The sequence below is a fragment of the Rhodococcus sp. IEGM 1372 genome (genome assembly GCF_030056835.1).
Taxonomy (GTDB): domain Bacteria; phylum Actinomycetota; class Actinomycetes; order Mycobacteriales; family Mycobacteriaceae; genus Rhodococcoides.
In genome coordinates this window covers 38,893-53,861 of sequence record NZ_JASHKS010000024.1, presented here as the reverse complement: position 1 = coordinate 53,861, position 14,969 = coordinate 38,893, and the positions used below count along the sequence as shown (strand labels likewise).

The 14,969-nt window shown below is 65.0% G+C and carries 16 protein-coding genes and 1 tRNA gene; 7 read left to right on the top strand and 10 right to left on the bottom strand.

All coding sequences use genetic code 11. From position 1 onward, the window contains the following. Positions 1 to 17 precede the first annotated feature (17 nt). Complete coding sequence (locus QM590_RS18095) at positions 18 to 605, bottom strand: TetR/AcrR family transcriptional regulator (protein WP_262498397.1); 588 nt, start codon at positions 603 to 605, stop codon at positions 18 to 20. Positions 606 to 723: 118 nt separating this feature from the next. On the opposite strand from QM590_RS18095, the gene QM590_RS18090 reads away from it, so the two are divergent. The 3 genes from QM590_RS18090 to QM590_RS18080 are packed head-to-tail and all read left to right on the top strand — an operon-like array spanning position 724 to position 3,913. Further along, the gene (locus tag QM590_RS18090) at positions 724 to 2,412 is read left to right on the top strand and encodes a nitroreductase family deazaflavin-dependent oxidoreductase (RefSeq protein ID WP_269595849.1); all 1,689 of its coding nucleotides are present in this window, start codon (positions 724 to 726) and stop codon (positions 2,410 to 2,412) included. Between the two features lie 41 nt (positions 2,413 to 2,453). Continuing rightward, positions 2,454 to 3,404, top strand: coding sequence for an ABC transporter substrate-binding protein (locus QM590_RS18085; RefSeq protein WP_269595850.1), 951 nt, complete (start codon positions 2,454 to 2,456; stop codon positions 3,402 to 3,404). 20 nt (positions 3,405 to 3,424) lie between these two features. Continuing rightward, complete coding sequence (locus tag QM590_RS18080) at positions 3,425 to 3,913, top strand: SRPBCC domain-containing protein (RefSeq protein ID WP_269595851.1); 489 nt, start codon at positions 3,425 to 3,427, stop codon at positions 3,911 to 3,913. A gap of 1 nt (position 3,914) precedes the next feature. Here QM590_RS18080 and QM590_RS18075 read toward each other — a convergent pair whose 3' ends face one another. Continuing rightward, positions 3,915 to 4,196, bottom strand: coding sequence for a Rho termination factor N-terminal domain-containing protein (locus tag QM590_RS18075; protein WP_269595852.1), 282 nt, complete (start codon positions 4,194 to 4,196; stop codon positions 3,915 to 3,917). 116 nt (positions 4,197 to 4,312) lie between these two features. On the opposite strand from QM590_RS18075, the gene QM590_RS18070 reads away from it, so the two are divergent. Both QM590_RS18070 and QM590_RS18065 read left to right on the top strand, forming a co-directional pair. Continuing rightward, positions 4,313 to 5,431, top strand: a complete 1,119-nt coding sequence (locus QM590_RS18070) for a hypothetical protein (RefSeq protein ID WP_269595853.1) — start codon at positions 4,313 to 4,315, stop codon at positions 5,429 to 5,431. A 59-nt stretch (positions 5,432 to 5,490) separates the two neighbouring features. After that, complete coding sequence (locus tag QM590_RS18065) at positions 5,491 to 6,198, top strand: enoyl-CoA hydratase/isomerase family protein (protein ID WP_269595854.1); 708 nt, start codon at positions 5,491 to 5,493, stop codon at positions 6,196 to 6,198. Positions 6,199 to 6,207: 9 nt separating this feature from the next. Here the strand turns inward: QM590_RS18065 and QM590_RS18060 are convergent, their stop codons facing one another. From QM590_RS18060 to QM590_RS18035, 6 genes are all read right to left on the bottom strand, one after another. Next, on the bottom strand, positions 6,208 to 7,104 hold the full coding sequence (locus QM590_RS18060; protein ID WP_269595855.1) for a universal stress protein: 897 nt from the start codon (positions 7,102 to 7,104) through the stop codon (positions 6,208 to 6,210). Between the two features lie 114 nt (positions 7,105 to 7,218). Further along, positions 7,219 to 8,247 carry an LLM class flavin-dependent oxidoreductase gene (locus QM590_RS18055; protein ID WP_269595856.1) on the bottom strand — a complete coding sequence of 343 codons (1,029 nt, stop codon included), beginning with the start codon at positions 8,245 to 8,247 and terminating at the stop codon, positions 7,219 to 7,221. Between the two features lie 82 nt (positions 8,248 to 8,329). Next, a complete protein-coding gene (locus tag QM590_RS18050) occupies positions 8,330 to 8,500 on the bottom strand; it encodes a KOW domain-containing RNA-binding protein (RefSeq protein ID WP_269595857.1) in 171 nt (56 codons plus the stop codon). Between the two features lie 340 nt (positions 8,501 to 8,840). Next, positions 8,841 to 10,022 carry a lipase family protein gene (locus tag QM590_RS18045; RefSeq protein WP_269595858.1) on the bottom strand — a complete coding sequence of 394 codons (1,182 nt, stop codon included), beginning with the start codon at positions 10,020 to 10,022 and terminating at the stop codon, positions 8,841 to 8,843. A 134-nt stretch (positions 10,023 to 10,156) separates the two neighbouring features. Then, positions 10,157 to 10,230, bottom strand: a tRNA-Lys gene (locus tag QM590_RS18040). 92 nt (positions 10,231 to 10,322) lie between these two features. Continuing rightward, a complete protein-coding gene (locus tag QM590_RS18035; RefSeq protein ID WP_032375974.1) occupies positions 10,323 to 10,544 on the bottom strand; it encodes a DUF3618 domain-containing protein in 222 nt (73 codons plus the stop codon). A gap of 77 nt (positions 10,545 to 10,621) precedes the next feature. On the opposite strand from QM590_RS18035, the gene bcp reads away from it, so the two are divergent. After that, entirely contained in the window at positions 10,622 to 11,095 is a 474-nt protein-coding gene (gene bcp / locus QM590_RS18030) for a thioredoxin-dependent thiol peroxidase (RefSeq protein ID WP_032370166.1), read from the top strand. Here the strand turns inward: bcp and QM590_RS18025 are convergent. Both QM590_RS18025 and QM590_RS18020 read right to left on the bottom strand, forming a co-directional pair. Beyond that, positions 11,084 to 12,448, bottom strand: coding sequence for a dipeptidase (locus tag QM590_RS18025; RefSeq protein ID WP_269595859.1), 1,365 nt, complete (start codon positions 12,446 to 12,448; stop codon positions 11,084 to 11,086). The genes bcp and QM590_RS18025 overlap by 12 nt on opposite strands. A 74-nt stretch (positions 12,449 to 12,522) precedes the next feature. Continuing rightward, a complete protein-coding gene (locus tag QM590_RS18020; RefSeq protein WP_269595860.1) occupies positions 12,523 to 13,854 on the bottom strand; it encodes a hypothetical protein in 1,332 nt (443 codons plus the stop codon). A 415-nt stretch (positions 13,855 to 14,269) separates the two neighbouring features. On the opposite strand from QM590_RS18020, the gene QM590_RS18015 reads away from it, so the two are divergent. After that, positions 14,270 to 14,911 carry a TetR/AcrR family transcriptional regulator gene (locus QM590_RS18015; protein ID WP_149406378.1) on the top strand — a complete coding sequence of 214 codons (642 nt, stop codon included), beginning with the start codon at positions 14,270 to 14,272 and terminating at the stop codon, positions 14,909 to 14,911. Positions 14,912 to 14,969 lie beyond the last annotated feature (58 nt).

Sequence of the window (14,969 nt, the reverse complement as noted above, 5' to 3'; positions counted from 1 at the left end):
ACTCTTCCCGGTCGACGTCAGCGGCCCGCCGAGGCCTCCAGAACCGCCTCGAGCAGCGCCGACAACTCCCCCTCGGTCCGATCCAGAGCCGTGGTCGAGCGCTGCGCCTTGGCCATGATCAGCGCACCTTCGATGGCCGCGATCGCAAAGGTCGCCAACGCGTACGACCGCTCGCGAGTCAATCCGCGCTGCCACAGGGACGCCGCGATCACGTCCTCCCAGGACGAGAAGGACTCACCCGCCGCGGCAACGGCCTGCGGCGCATGCAGCCCCTCGAGCGCGGCCGGCGCGACGGGACACCCCGCCACGAAATCCGTGGCCAGCAGTTCGCTGCGGAATCCCTCGAGAATGGCCCGTACGGTCGCCGACGGACCGGCCGACGCCAGGCCGGCCGAGATCATCGCGCTCATCTCGGCTCCCGCAGTACGCGTCGCCTCTTCCACCAGCTGAGGCTTGCCGCGGGGAAAGTGGTGATAGATCGAGCCGCGGGGAGCGCCCGCGTGATCGATAACGTCGGCCAGCGAGGTGGCGTCGACGCCGCGTCGACGAAACAGCTGGGCAGCGCTGCGCAGCATGTCGTCCCGAGCACTGCTTCGATTCGTCATCCGAACCCCTCCCACGGACGCCACAATGATTGACGTGACGTCTCGTTACACCTACAGTCGTTCTGTAGCTATGTTGTCCATCATAGCTGGAGCCGCAGTCCCGGAACCGGAGCAACGCATGTCCCCTGACACCGACGTGATCGACCTGAGCAGCCCGCTCACCCTCGCCTGCGGGCAGATCCTGCCGAATCGTGTGATGAAGGCAGCGCTCAGCGAAGGACTGTCCACCGCCGAGCACGGCCCGGACTCCCGCCTCGAAACGCTGTACCGCCAGTGGGGTGCCGGCGGCTACGGCCTGGTGGTGACCGGCAACGTGATGGTCGATCGGTCCCATCTCGGCGAACCGGGCAATGTCGTCATCGAGGACGACCGAGACCGTGAAGCGCTTGCCCGTTGGGCGAAAGCGACGTCCGACGGCGGTGCCCCCATCTGGATGCAGCTCAATCACCCTGGCCGGCAGGCCAATCCGATCGTCACTCGCACCAAGCCCGTAGCACCGTCCGCCATCGCCCCCAACATTCCGGGTATCCCGGCACCTCGCGCGTTGAGCGAGAACGAGATTCACGACATCATCGGCCGATTCGCCACCGCGGCGGCCGTGGCCGAGACGGCCGGTTTCGACGGCGTCCAGATCCACGGTGCGCACGGCTACCTGGTGTCGCAGTTCCTCTCCCCTCTGTCGAACATGCGCGACGACGCCTGGGGCGGGGACCTCGACGGACGCATGCGGTTCGTGATCGAAGTCGTCCACGCAATCAGAGCGGCGGTGTCGCCGAGTTTCGCGGTGGGAATCAAGCTGAACTCGGCGGACTTCCAACGCGGCGGGTTCAGCGAGGAAGAATCACGCATCACCGTCGAGCATCTCGTTCGGGAATCGATAGATCTGATCGAAATCAGCGGTGGCAGTTACGAATCACCCGCGATGATGGGCACCGCGAGCACCCGCGATCGGGAGGCGTACTTCCTGGAGTACGCGCGGACCGTGCGCGACGCGGCCGGAACAGTGCCACTGGCGGTCACCGGCGGCTTCCGTACCCGCTCGGTCATGAGCGCGGCAGTGCAATCGGGTGAGTGCGACATGGTCGGTCTCGGCCGTCCGACTGCCCTCGCCCCGGCCGTCGCGACATCACTGGTCGACGGCACAGTCGATCGAGTCGAATCGCCGCGCGTGGCTCTGCGCGTCCCGTCGAAGTCCAGCGCGTTCAAGCAGATCAACGGCGCTCTCGATCTGCAGTGGCACACCGACCAGTTGCAGCTCATCGGCGCTGGGCGGCAGCCGAATTCGAGCCGCCCGGCATGGAAGACTGCGGCCACGATGCTGCAGCGCAACGGCTGGGACGCGTTCCGTAATCGTCGAAGCTCCGCTCGGGTGGACACCTCTGCTGCCGTGACGAAGTTTCGCCGCGAGCGCTTGATCGGAAAGTATGTCGCCAATCCCATCGAGAACGGATTGACGTCGCTGGGAGTGACGACCTCCCTGGTGACCGACCTCGAGACCATAGGACGCAAGACCGGGCTCGCCCGTCGCGTGCCGGTGTCGGCGGCATTCGACGATTCCGGTGCGTGGCTGGTGTCGCAGCACGGCACCAGGTCCGGTTGGGGCGCAAACATCACAGACGAGCCCAGAATCCGAATTCGCGTGGGCAACCGATGGCGCACCGGCACAGCCACATTCGTTCCCGATGACGATGTCGTCGTCAGAGCGCGGTCGTTCTCCGGCAATCCCGTCCTCGGACGCATCATCGGAGCCGGCTTCCGAGCGCTCCAGACCGATCCGATCTCGGTCCGCATCGAGTTCGACGACTGACCGGTTCTTCACTTCCGACTTAGGTTTGCTTTACTTAACTAGTGAAGACTCTCCCCCTCGCGCCCGTAACCGTTGCCGCATTTGTTGCCGTATCGCTGATCACGTCGTGCAGTTCCGCTGCCGAGCCGGCGGACGACGCGGCAGGCCGACCGGTCACCACACAGTTCGGGACGATCGTGGTGCCGGAACGGATCGACTCGGTGGTTGTGATCGACGGCCGACGCGATCTCGACATCGCGCTGGCCTTCGACCTACCCATAGTCGGGATGCCGGTGGAAACCGAGGCTCCGCCGGAGATGGCCGGGCCGCTGACCGAACCGACTCGGATGTTGCTCGCCGACGGCGTGCCGGAGCTGTATCCCCGCAACACGGTCGACCTCGAGGCGGTCGCGCGAGTCGCGCCGGATCTGATCATCGGGCGCGACGAAGTGGTCGAGGAGATATACGGCCAGCTCAGCGACATCGCACCGGTGCTGCCGGTGGGGTCCACCGGCAGCGGTGTCAGCTGGCAACAGGACGTGACCACGGTAGGTGATGCACTGAACCTGCAGGACCGAGCGGCAACGATCGTGGCCGAGTACGACTCTCGCGTCGACGAGCTCATCGTGCGGCATGCCGACGCGATCGCGAACACCGCGGTCCTGCCGATCAGTACGTCCGAGGAAGGTGGAATTTCGGTGGGCAGGCAACGAGTGCCGTCCATCGTGCTCGGAGACGTGGGAGCCCGGTTCGCCTCCGCTTGGAACGACGCCGATCCCGAAATCGAGTACGGCCCCGAGAATGTCACTGCCGCATCCGACGCGGTGGCCATGATTGCCGCCATCACGTCCGAGCAGGATCTGCAGGCGATGAACGCCAACCCGCTCTGGACCGGATTGCCGGCGGTGCGCACCGACCGCATCGTCCGGACCGACAAGTTCACCAACGACGGCGGCCCACTGACCGCGCTGTGGACCCTCGGCCTGGTGGAGAAGCTCTACGCCCCGAGCTGACCGAGATGCATAATCGGTCGATGGCACCTACCCCCACAGGAACGTTGCGCAGCACCGACACCGGCGTCGCTCTCGAGCTGACCAGAACCATCTCGGCTCCGCGTGAGGACGTGTGGGCACGCCTCACCGAATCGTCCTGGACGGCACAGTGGTTCGGTCCGTGGGAGCGGATCTCGCACAACACCATTCGCGTCACGATGGCATTCGAGGAGGATGCGCCCGCGTCGGACATGATCATCGACGCGTGTGAGCCGCCGGGCCTCCTGGCAGTGCGGATGACCGGCGAAGTCGAATGGCCACTGGAGGTCCGTCTGACCGAGACAGGCCCTGCGACCGTTCTCGTGCTTGTGCACAGCTGCACGAGCACGGACGGTCTGGGCGACATCGGACCGGGGTGGGAGTACTACCTCGACATGTTCATCGCCGCCGGAAACGGCGACCCGCACCCGAGTTTCGACGATTACTACCCATCACAGCAGGAGTACTACTCGTCTCTTCGCCCGCGGTGAATCAGTGCTTGCGTAACGCGTCGATCAGCTCTTCCTTGTTCAGCTTGGAATAGCCCTCGAGACCCAATTCCTTGGCTCGCTCGGTCAATTCGTCGACCGTCCAGTCCTCGTAGGATCCGGATTCTCCACCCTTCCTACCGATCTGATCTCGCCCTTTCGTCGCGGCAGCGTTCGAGATGCGGGCGGCCTTCTCCTTCGAGTTGCCTTCCTCGCGGAGCTTGTCGTACAGGCCCTGGTCCTTCAGCTGTGGCTGGTCTTCGGTTTCGCTCTTCTTCGCCGGCATCGGAACTTCCTTTCATTGGTTCGTGTCGAGGCGCTACCCGGTCTGCACGGCGACAAACCTCGCTCGACGTCGCGGATCGGGTGTGTGTTTCGAGTTCCATCGGGTAAGCGATCGGGATGCATTCGGATCGACCGCAATCGGCAAGCCGAGACACCACCGGCAACGACGACACCACCGACGCAAACGACGCGCCGCTCTCGGTGGGGGTGGTCAGCGACGACGGCTTCGCGGCGACGGTGGCGTCTGCCATTGTCGCCAAGTTGCCCGATCACGCGAAAATCGACGGGCAGCGGCGAGAGATCCGCGTGTCCCGAGCATCGGTGCCACTCCCGCCCACCGCAACCGGTGCGGCCCCGCTGGGACAGTGGCTCGCGTCGGTGAAGGCCGACGCCGACTACGACATCGTGTTGTGTGTGTCGGAGGTTCCTCGCCGTCTCGGGTCGCGTCCGGTGATCGCCGAGACCCGTGACGGTACGACCGGCGCTCTGTACGTGCCCTCCTTCGGAACGCTGGCAGTTCGACGACGTGCCGTCTCGGCTGCACTGGCCGTGTTGCACGAGTTGATCGAAGCCGACGATTCGTCTCGACCACCGCGGAGGTACCTCAAGTCTCGCTGGGCTTCCAGTGATTCCGAGGAGGGCGACGAGGTGCTGCTGACGTCGAGCATCTTCGGTCGAATCAGGTTGGTGTCGGGGATCATTCGGTGCAATCGTCCGTGGCGATTGGTTCCGACGTTGTCAGGCGCACTCGCTGCCGCGAGCGCGGCGTCCGCCTTCGGCGTGTTCTATGCCAGCATCTGGCAGATGGCAGCGTCGATGAGCCTCGGCCGACTGGCCATGATCGGGCTCACCGCAGTGATCGCCATGACCGTCTGGGTCATCTTTCCCAACGGCCTGTGGGAGAGGCGATCGTTCCGAAGTTCCACGATCGACCGCTGGATGTACAACGCGGCCACCGTCGGAACCGTTCTGACCGGCGCTCTCTGTATGTACGCGCTGTTGTTCGCCGTGGTGCTGGGCTCGGCGGCGGTCGTGATCTCACCGGAATTCCTGGCAATGCAGATCGGTCGTACCGCGACTCTGGGCGACTACTTCTCCCTCGCGTGGCTCGCTGCGTCGCTGGGAACGGTGGCCGGTGCAGTCGGGTCGTCGGTTGCAGATCGCGAGGACATTCTCGGTGCCACCTACGGTCATCGCGAGTTGATTCGTCGTCGGTCGGCCACCTCCTCGTCCTGAAAATCGCCACGTGGTTCGCGTTGTGAGCTAGAACAAGAAAAACTGGGTACGTTCGGGATATGCCATACCTGGATCGCGTTGCGGACGTGTTCGTGCTGAACCTCGGAACTCGGGGCGTCGAAGACAGCGAAAATCGCATGAGCCCCGACTGGGTTGCCGAGATCAATGCACTGCTCGACGAGGTGGAGTCCTCCTCCGGCCCGGCTGCCCTGGTCACGACGGCAACCGGCAAGTTCTTCTCCACCGGCGTAGATCTGTCGTGGGGTGCCGACAACCTCGATCAGATCAATCGGTTCATCGGCACCGTGCAGGAGATGCTGGTGCGCTTCCTGACGTTCCCGATGCAGACCGTCGCCGCCATGCAGGGGCACACCTATGGCGGTGCCGCGTTCTTCGTGATGGCACACGACCACCGCATCATGCGTTCCGATCGAGGCTTCCTGTGCTTCCCCGGCGTCAACATCGGTGCGACCTACAGCCCCGGAACCGTCGACATGGTGCGGGCGCGGTTGGCTCCGCACGCCTTTCACGAGGCGCTCACCACCGGACGTCGCTACGGCGGTGGCGACGCCATGGCGCTCGGTCTGGTCGACGCCGTCTCGACGCAGGAGCGTGTGCGCGACGACGCCATCGCCCGCGCAGCCGCGTTGGCCAGCACCCGCGGTGAGGTACTGGGCGAGATCAAACGCACCATGTACGCCGGTGAAGTCCGTTCCCTGCTGACGCCTGTCGCAGGCGTCGACGAAATGGAATGGGTCTCGAACTAGGCGGAGTTGTCAGTGCACCACCAGAACCGGGCATTCGGAGTGATGCACCAAGTTCTGGCTCACTGATCCCAGTATCGCTGCTGTGAAACGATTTCGGCCGCGGCTTCCCACTACCAACACCTGGGACGTCGCGGAGATCGACCGAAGTTCGTGTGCCGCCGAGGCACCGACGGACACCGCCCGAACCGGCACCGTCGGATACTTGTCCCGGTAGGTGTCGACGTTGGCCTGCAACCACTTTCGTTCTGCCTCACGAAGGTGCTGCCAGTCGACCGAGGGGCCGTAGTCGAGTTGATCGGTTTCGTGCACGGCACCCACGTGGACGGCGAGCAGTTCCGCACCCAGGATGCTCGCCATCTCGAACGCTGCCGACAGTGCGCGCTTCGATGGCTCCGATCCATCGACCCCCACCGCGACAGGGGCCGGCTCGGCTCCGGAGTCGTCGCGACGCTCGTGCCATACCAGCACCGGGCAGGTCGCGGCGTTGACGATTGCCGTCGTCGAGTACCCGAAGACGATGTCGCGCAACGGCCCCGACTCGCACGCGCCCACGACGAGCATCGCCGCGTCCGCGGAGAGTGCCTTCGCCATACGTGCAGCCGGCAGTTCGGACACCTCCGATTCCACCGTCACCTGGGGATCGACTCCGTGCACGACGTCGACGGCGCGGGCGAGTACGCCTTCACCCTCTTGCCGCAGCCGCGTCGGGAAGTCGGTGGTGTTCAGCTCGGCGGCGACGGCCGCACTCCACTCGTCCTTCGGTGCACCGTGGACGAGGTGCACCGATGTCGATGCCGCCCGGGCGAAATGCGCCGCCCATTCGGCCACCCCCTTGTCCGTGGGCGAGCCGTCGACCACGACCGCGAGCGGTCCGTCGAATGTGGTTGCCGCGATCGTGTGGTCCATCGTTCCTCCGTTGGCCGAAGACGGTTTCTACGTCGTCTCCCACGATCGCTGCCCTGGCGACGCGCCACTAGGGCATTTGGCCACCGGTGTGACGGGTATTTCGGGTCGAGGCCGCTACGCCCCGGCAACCAGGGGCGCCACTTCGGTGCCGAGTAGCTCGATGCCGCGCAGAAGGTCGCTGTGTGCCAGCCGCGGATTGGTCATCTGCAACGACAGTCGATCCACTCCGCCCAGTTGTTCGCTCACTCGCTGAATCTTGTCGGCCACCGTCTTCGGATCCCCCATGAAGAACGCACCGTTAGGACCGGCGGTGGCATCGAACTGCTGCCGACTGGGCCGCGCGAATCCGCGCTCCCGAGAGATCTTGGTGAACATCTCGTTCCAGCCGGGGTAGATGGTGTCTGCTGCGGCCGTCGTGGTCTCGGCAACGAAGCCGAACACGTGCAGGCCCACCTTCAGCTGCTCCGGCGGATGGCCCGCCTGCGCTCCAGCGCGACGGTAGAGGTCGACGAGCGGGGCGAACTGTCGTGGTTCTCCGCCGATGATGGCGATCATCAGCCTGAGCCCCAGAAGCCCTGCGCGAGCGAAGGACTCGGGAGTCCCACCGACCCCGACCCAGATCGGCAACGGATCCTGCAGCGGACGTGGGTAGATGCCCTGACGGTTCAGCGCCGGGCGGTGCCGACCGGACCAAGTCACCTCGACGTTGTCCCGGATCTGCAGCAGGAGGTCGAGCTTCTCGGCGAACAGCGAGTCGTAATCGGCCAGGTCGAGACCGAACAGCGGGAACGACTCGGTGAAGGATCCGCGTCCCACGACGAGATCGATCCGGCCCTTGGAGATCAGATCGAGGGTGGCGAACTCCTGGAAGACCCGGACCGGATCGTCGGCGCTGAGCACTTTGACTGCGCTGCCGAGCCGGATGTTCTCGGTCCGCGCGGCTGCTGCAGCAAGAATGATCGACGGAGCCGAGTCGTAGTACTCGCTGCGGTGGTGCTCGCCGATACCGAACGAGTAGAGCCCGACCTGATCTGCGAGGGCGATCTCTTCCAGTAGGTGACCCATTCGCTCCTCGGGAGCGATCACCCGACCGTCGGTCGGGTCGGTCACGGAAGAGACGAAACTGTCTACGCCCAGATGCATGGTGGGACCTTTCGATTCGGGATGGTCGACTCCAACAGCATCGGTGAAGATTCAATTATTCCGATGGGTGTCGAGCGGGCAGCTACTCGCCCCATCGTGTCAACTCGTCCGCCACGTAGTACATCTGCTGTGATGCGCCGAAACGCACGAGCAACTGCTGCTTGTCCTCGTAGAACCAGACCACGGTTCCGTACATACCTGCCATCGGCCCACTCAGCGGTGTGACTCCGTCGCCCACCTCGAATCCGTACATACGTGCACCGTACCGATCGAGGGTGCCGAAATCGGACACCCAGCGTTCGGCTTATCGGCGTCCGCGTTTGCGTGCGCGACGCTCGTCGAGCTTCCGCTTGCCGTAGCCCCACGTGACGCGGCCCAGACCCTCGAAGAGTCGGCTGGAGAGACTTCTGCGGCCACTCATACGGCGGCCCCGTTTCCGGTGACGGTCATTCTCGGTCCCTTTCTCTGAGGCAGTAGAACCCTGCGACTGGCCGGTGAAGTGATCCGGCACGATCGATAAGTCGAATCGGAACGGAGCAACCACACATCGGATACGCGTGATCTACATCACGTACGACGCCTCGATCGTCGAGCTACGCCCGTGTGACGAGTCGATCCATCCACCCGATCAGCTCGGGGTAGGCAGCGACGTTCGCCGCCGTGTGGTCGACTGCGGGTACCAGATCGGTTCCGAAGTCGAACTCTCGGACGGTGATGTCCGTGACGCCTCCGGCGCGCCAACGCTGCACCAGGATTCGGCTCTGCTCGATCTCGACGGAGGTGTCGTGGACGCCGTGCACGATCATCACGGGTGCGACGGGCGCAGTGAACCCGATGGTGTTCTCCTGCGTCATCGGACCCAGCACGGGCCCGGTCATGAGCGTTCCCAGGGAAGAGCCGTCAGCAGTGAGGTCCTCGGATCGCAACGGTCCGTAGGTGAGAGCGTCGACCGTGCAGAAATCCTGTGCCGCATCGAGCGCTTCCCGTCCTCGATCGTTGAACAGAGCCCGAATCTGTTCGGCCCGGTCGGGGTGAGCGCCGATCAGACCGCCGATCGTGTACAGCATCGTCGCGGCGGACTCGGAGCCGTCCTGGCCCTCGACGCGCAGCACAGGATCGGTCGGTGCGGCACCGACGAAAGCACCGACCACGGACACATCGGGCGCGTAAATGGACGCGAGCTCCGCGGCCGCGGCCGACGCGACGCCGCCCGCCGAATATCCATAGAGCACAACAGGCGCGTCGGTCTCCCCTGCCGCAGCCCGTGCCGAGTCCAGCACGGCGCGAGCACTGGCGATCCGACCCAGAAACTCGTACTCGCCGGGGGTTCCCAGCCCTTGATAGTCCGTCGTGACCACCTGGTACCCCAGCGCCAGTAGTGGCAGCAGTGCCGGCATCGTGGTTGTCAGCCCCAGCTCCGAGGAGCCCGAGCAACGATCGGCAACCCCGTAACTGCCTGGCGCATAAGCGATCACGGGCCGGGGCCCGGGGCCGGACCACGCACGCGTCGGCGTGACCAGCAGCCCCGACACAGCCACCGCACGATCGCGGGGATCGGCCGACCGGTACAGAATGCGCTCGGTGTGCGATCCCAGAACGTCGAGCTGTGGCACGGATTCTCGGCGCAGGATGGACCCGGGTGCGTATGCCTCCAGGCCGACGACGGGCTCACTGTAGAAATCGGCACCGTCTGGAGCCGCCGAGGCGGGTGCGGCCGAGAGAACGAGGCACCCGACAAGAACGGACAGGGCGAGGGTGACGAAAGGCAGTCTCATGTCGCGAGCCAGTATGCGGTCCGAAGTGCGGGTCCGCATTCTGTATTCGCGGATGTGCGACACCCACGTCTTGGTCGGTGATGCACCACAAAAAATGCCCCTGCCAGCGTTTCCACTGGCAAGGGCATTCGTTGTGCGCCATCAGGGATTCGAACCCCGGACCCGCTGATTAAGAGTCAGCTGCTCTAACCAACTGAGCTAATGGCGCCGATCCGCACCGCGTGTTCTCTGCGGTGCGGGAGAAACATTAACAGCAGATGCCGCCAGATGTGAAATCGGCTGGTCGGAGCACCTGTCGGGTCAGTTGAAGATCCTGCGAACCACGAGAACTGCCACCACTGCGCCCACTCCGAGGAGGGTGAACTTCACTGCCGGCTCGTTGAGCTTGGCCACCACGGACTGCTTGGTGTTGGCGACGATGTTCTTGGGGCTGGCACGGACGCTCAGCTCGTCCAGGGTGCTGGCGAGCTGATTGCGAGCGGCCTCGATCTCGCGCTCGATTCGGTCGGTGTCCTTGGCCACGTGTCCTCCAGCTTGTTGCAAATAGTCTCGGTCGCAGTCGAGCCTAGAGCACGGCGATATTTCGATACTCTCGTGCGGTGACCGAATACAGCAAGCTCGAGCCGGGCGACACCGCTCCGGCGTTCACCCTGCCCGATGCCGACGGCAACGACGTCTCCCTCGCCGACTACGCAGGCAAGAAGGTGATCGTGTACTTCTACCCCGCCGCGAGCACCCCGGGCTGCACCAAGCAAGCCTGCGATTTCCGCGACAGCCTCGCCGAGCTCAACGGCGAAGGCCTCGAGGTCATCGGCATCTCCCCCGACAAGCCGGCCAAGCTCGCCAAGTTCCGCGACAAGGAAGAGCTGACGTTCCCGCTGCTCTCCGACGAGGAGAAGACGACCCTGCAGGCGTGGGGCGCGTTCGGGGAGAAGAAGAACTACGGCAAGGTCTACGAGGGCGTCATTCGCTCCACGTTCCTCGTCGACGAGGAAGGCAAGATCGAGGTGGCGCAGTACAACGTCCGCGCCACCGGCCACGTCGCCAAGCTCCGCCGCGATCTAGCTGTCTGACCCTGCGAGCCGCTGCAGGAACAACGCCTCGGCGACGGCCATCTTCTCGATTTCCGTCGGGTCCACGCTCTCGTTGGGAGCGTGGATCCGGCACCGAGGCTCCTCGACGCCCATCAGCACGATCTCGGCGTCCGGCAGCACCTGAGCCAATGCGTTGCACAGCGGAATCGACCCGCCCTGGCCTGCCGTCCCCATGGGATACCCGAAGGCCTTCTCCAACGCTTCGGACAGCGCCGCGTAACCCGGCCCATCGGTTCCGGCCCGAAACGGCGACCCGATGGCCTCACGCTCGACGGTGACCCGCGCATTCCAGGGCGTACGCGCCTCCAGATGAGCCACCAACGCATCCTGAGCCCGCTGCGGATCCATCCCGGGCGGCACCCGCAAATTGAGCCGTGCCGACGCACGAGGCGAGATCGCCGCAGCCGACCCCACGACCGGCGGGCAGTCGATCCCCAGGATCGTCAGAGCGGGCCGCGCCCACACCGCCTCGGCCACCGAACCCGAACCCGCCAGCCCGACGCCATCGAGCACGCCGGCATCGGCACGGAACTGCTCGGCGTCGTACTCGACCCCGTCCCAGGTCTGCGTTCCGTCGAGTCCGTCGACCACGGTGTCGCCGTGCTCGTTGCGCAACGTCGAGAGCACCTGCACCAGTGCGGCGAGCGCATCGGGTGCTGGCCCGCCGTACATGCCCGAGTGCACCTCTCCGGCAAGGGTTTCCACATGCACCACCACGTTGGCGATACCGCGGAGCGTGGTGGTGACCGTCGGCAAGCCCACCTGTGCGTTGCCGGTATCGGCGATGACCACCATGTCTGCCGAGAACAGTTCGGGGCGCTGTTCCACGAGCGCTTCCAACCCGCCGGTGCCCATCTCTTCCGAACCCTCGCAGACGATCCGCACGCCGACCTCGAGCGACTCCCCCAGCGCCCGTAGCGCCAGCAGATGCATGATCACGTTGCCCTTGCAGTCCGCCGAACCTCGTCCGTACCAACGACCGTCCCGCTCGGTCAGCTCGAAAGGCTGACTGTCCCAAAGTTTTCCGTCACCCGGAGGTTGAACGTCGTAGTGCGAGTACAGCAGAACGGTCGGTGCTCCTGCCCGAGCCGGCCGTGAACCGACGACGGCCAGTGAGCCGTCGATCGTCTCGATCAGCTGCACGTCCGGAATGCCAGCGTCGACGAAGGCCCGCTGCACCCACTGCGCCGCACCGGTGCATTCCTCGACCGGAAACTGCCGTGGATCGTGCACCGAGGTGAAGCGGACCAACTCTGCCAACTCGGATTTCGCTCGGGGCATCTGCGATGCGATCGCAGATCGAACGTCGACGGGGCGCGCATCGCCGGGCATGAATCCTCCAAACGAGAAAATGACAGACGGGCCGTAGCCAGTCTGTCATCACTCGCCACAGGAACGATTCAGCGTCAGCGGCCGGAGAACTCCTGATGAATCCACTCACCGGTCTGCTGCCAGTGCCGATCCCACGCTTCCTGCTCGAGCTGTTCGGGCGACTTGCCCGGCTCCGGAACGGGAACAGGAACGGTGAACTGCGGAGGGGCCACCTCGGTCGGCGACGGCAGAGGTCCCGGCTGCGGGGCCGCCACAGCCTGACGTGGCGGATCCTGCGTCGCCCACGTCTGAGATGTCGGTGCAGGCTCGACAACTGTCGATGGGTCCGCAGCCGGGGGAATCGTCTCGGGCGGCGGCGCAATCGCCGGCACCGGCGCAACCACGACCGCACCCGGATCGGACGTCGTCGGATCCACCTGCCTGGTTGCCCCCGCCAGATCCGCACCGGCATCGCGTCGATCGACTACCTGCTCGGCGTTCGTCTCGGATTCACCCGGCAACGTCGCAGCGACCGCGACACCAGCGGAGAGCACACCGGCCAGCAGCACTGCGGCGAACACGAGCTTGCGCCCGGAGCCTCCCGACCGGGCCGGCTTCGCGTCGACGCCCGACAGCACTGCGGGTGAAGGAAGCGGCGCTGCCACCCTGTCGTTCACCACCGCGGGGGACGCCTCGGGCCCGGAGTCGGCAATCTCGGCGTCGGCCTGGTCGGACTCATCGGCTGCTACGACCTCGGCATCGGCGGCCGCGACCGGCTCCGAGTTCTCGGTCGCCTCCTGCGCAGCGGCAACCACAGCCGGCTCGTCCTGATATGCCAGCAGCGCAGCTCCGCGGGCTGCGACCTGATCCGCGTCACCGACGCGCACCACGGGGACACCGAGTCCGAGCGACAGGATGTCGACCAGGTCTCGATTACTCGAAGAATCACCGAAGAGGGCCACGAACTCGGGCTTCTTGCCGGACTGATCCACAACTTCCCACGCCAGTGGGATGGTGCTGCCGATGCGCTCGGGCGACATCGAGTCCAGCGTCGCAGTCTTCACCGGGGTGATCGAGGCATCTGCGGCATCGGCGAGCGAGATGGAGACGCCCGCGTCGCCCATGTAGTACAGCAGGACGGTCTTCGCGTCGGCGAAGTCCTTCGACGTGGCGAGCCAGCCGAGGAACGATTCGGATGCGGAGGACAGGACTGCGGAATCGTCGCCGAGAGCGGCTGCGAACTCGGCGCGCTCGCCCTCGGTTCGGTACACCACACCCACTGCGTCCACGCTTGCGTCGAGCTCTGCCGCCTCGGCGAGCATCGTCTCGATCGCTGTCGTCAGAACCGAAGCCGCATCGGGATCGAGCGGGGTAGTCCGATCGGCGAGTATCTCGCCGGAGGTCGGCTCGACAAGAATTGTCTGCATCGAGCCAGATTCGATCGCTATACCAATAGTTGCCAGGCAGTCTCCCTGTGCTCAGGGTGGAGGCGCCCGACCATGAACGTCATCCAGCGGATCCGAACGACGATCACCCTGCACGGAATTTGATTCTGTTACCTGAACCATACCTGTTGACGGTTAAATTGGTCCGAATCGGTCTTGGAGTTTGTCACAGTATGAGGAACCAGCAGTTGTCGTCGACCCCAGGTTTCTTCGATACCTCCAGCTGAAACACGCGTGTCCGCCCCAGAACCGAAACCGGTGGGAGTGACCTACCGGACCGTTGTGGATAACGAGCACCCGCGCCGGATAGCCTGACCGGGTGGAATCCTCTGCTCGTGCCCAGTCCTCGCGCCGTCTCGACGCCGCGCTCGAGTCGACGGCACAGACACAGGAACTGATGCCTCGACGACGACCCACCCAGGAACGCAGCCAACGGAAGTTCGACGCACTGCTGCAGGCCTCACGCGAGTTGCTCAGCGATGTGGGATTCGAGTCGTTCACCTGCGAGGAAGTCGCGTCGCGCGCCGAACTCCCGATCGGCACGCTGTACCAGTTCTTCGCCAACAAGTACGTCATCGTCTGCGAGCTCAACCGCCAGGACCTCGTGGGGGTCCAACAGGAACTCGCCGAGTTCGACGGCGAAGTCCCGTCCCTGGACTGGGTGCGGTTCCTGAACAACTTCGTCGACCACATGGCCGGCATGTGGATGACCGATCCGTCGCGACGCGAAGTGTGGCTCGCCATGCAATCGACACCGTCGACGCGCGCAACCGGGGTGATTCACGAGCGGGAGTTCGCCGAGCAGGTCTCGCGCATGCTCGGACCGCTCACTCCGCGCACGCCTCGGCATCGCCGCAACCTCATGGCTCAGGTGTTGGTGCACATCGTCTACTCGATGCTCAACTTCTCCGTGCAGGACGGCCAGAGCCACGAGGACGCCGTCGCCGAGCTCAAACGCATCATGATGGCGTATCTGCTCGTCGCCGAGAAGGAGAGCAGGCGTTCCGGCGGCTCGACGAACGAGAGCGAACCGGCCTGAGCAACCCGAGCCCGCACAGACGAAAGGCCCGCCCGATCACGTGGATCGGACGGGCCTG

Bases quoted from the DNA above. Each gene is read 5' to 3' on its own strand.
- QM590_RS18090 (WP_269595849.1), top strand. From the start codon at position 724: ATGTCCCCTGACACCGACGTGATCGACCTGAGCAGCCCGCTCACCCTC.
- QM590_RS18055 (WP_269595856.1), bottom strand. From the start codon at position 8,247: ATGCATCTGGGCGTAGACAGTTTCGTCTCTTCCGTGACCGACCCGACC.
- QM590_RS18020 (WP_269595860.1), bottom strand. From the start codon at position 13,854: ATGCAGACAATTCTTGTCGAGCCGACCTCCGGCGAGATACTCGCCGAT.
- QM590_RS18050 (WP_269595857.1), bottom strand. From the start codon at position 8,500: ATGTACGGATTCGAGGTGGGCGACGGAGTCACACCGCTGAGTGGGCCG.
- QM590_RS18095 (WP_262498397.1), bottom strand. From the start codon at position 605: ATGACGAATCGAAGCAGTGCTCGGGACGACATGCTGCGCAGCGCTGCC.
- QM590_RS18025 (WP_269595859.1), bottom strand. From the start codon at position 12,448: ATGCCCGGCGATGCGCGCCCCGTCGACGTTCGATCTGCGATCGCATCG.
- QM590_RS18015 (WP_149406378.1), top strand. From the start codon at position 14,270: ATGCCTCGACGACGACCCACCCAGGAACGCAGCCAACGGAAGTTCGAC.
- QM590_RS18045 (WP_269595858.1), bottom strand. From the start codon at position 10,022: ATGAGACTGCCTTTCGTCACCCTCGCCCTGTCCGTTCTTGTCGGGTGC.
- QM590_RS18065 (WP_269595854.1), top strand. From the start codon at position 5,491: ATGCCATACCTGGATCGCGTTGCGGACGTGTTCGTGCTGAACCTCGGA.
- QM590_RS18070 (WP_269595853.1), top strand. From the start codon at position 4,313: ATGCATTCGGATCGACCGCAATCGGCAAGCCGAGACACCACCGGCAAC.
- QM590_RS18060 (WP_269595855.1), bottom strand. From the start codon at position 7,104: ATGGACCACACGATCGCGGCAACCACATTCGACGGACCGCTCGCGGTC.
- QM590_RS18075 (WP_269595852.1), bottom strand. From the start codon at position 4,196: ATGCCGGCGAAGAAGAGCGAAACCGAAGACCAGCCACAGCTGAAGGAC.
- QM590_RS18080 (WP_269595851.1), top strand. From the start codon at position 3,425: ATGGCACCTACCCCCACAGGAACGTTGCGCAGCACCGACACCGGCGTC.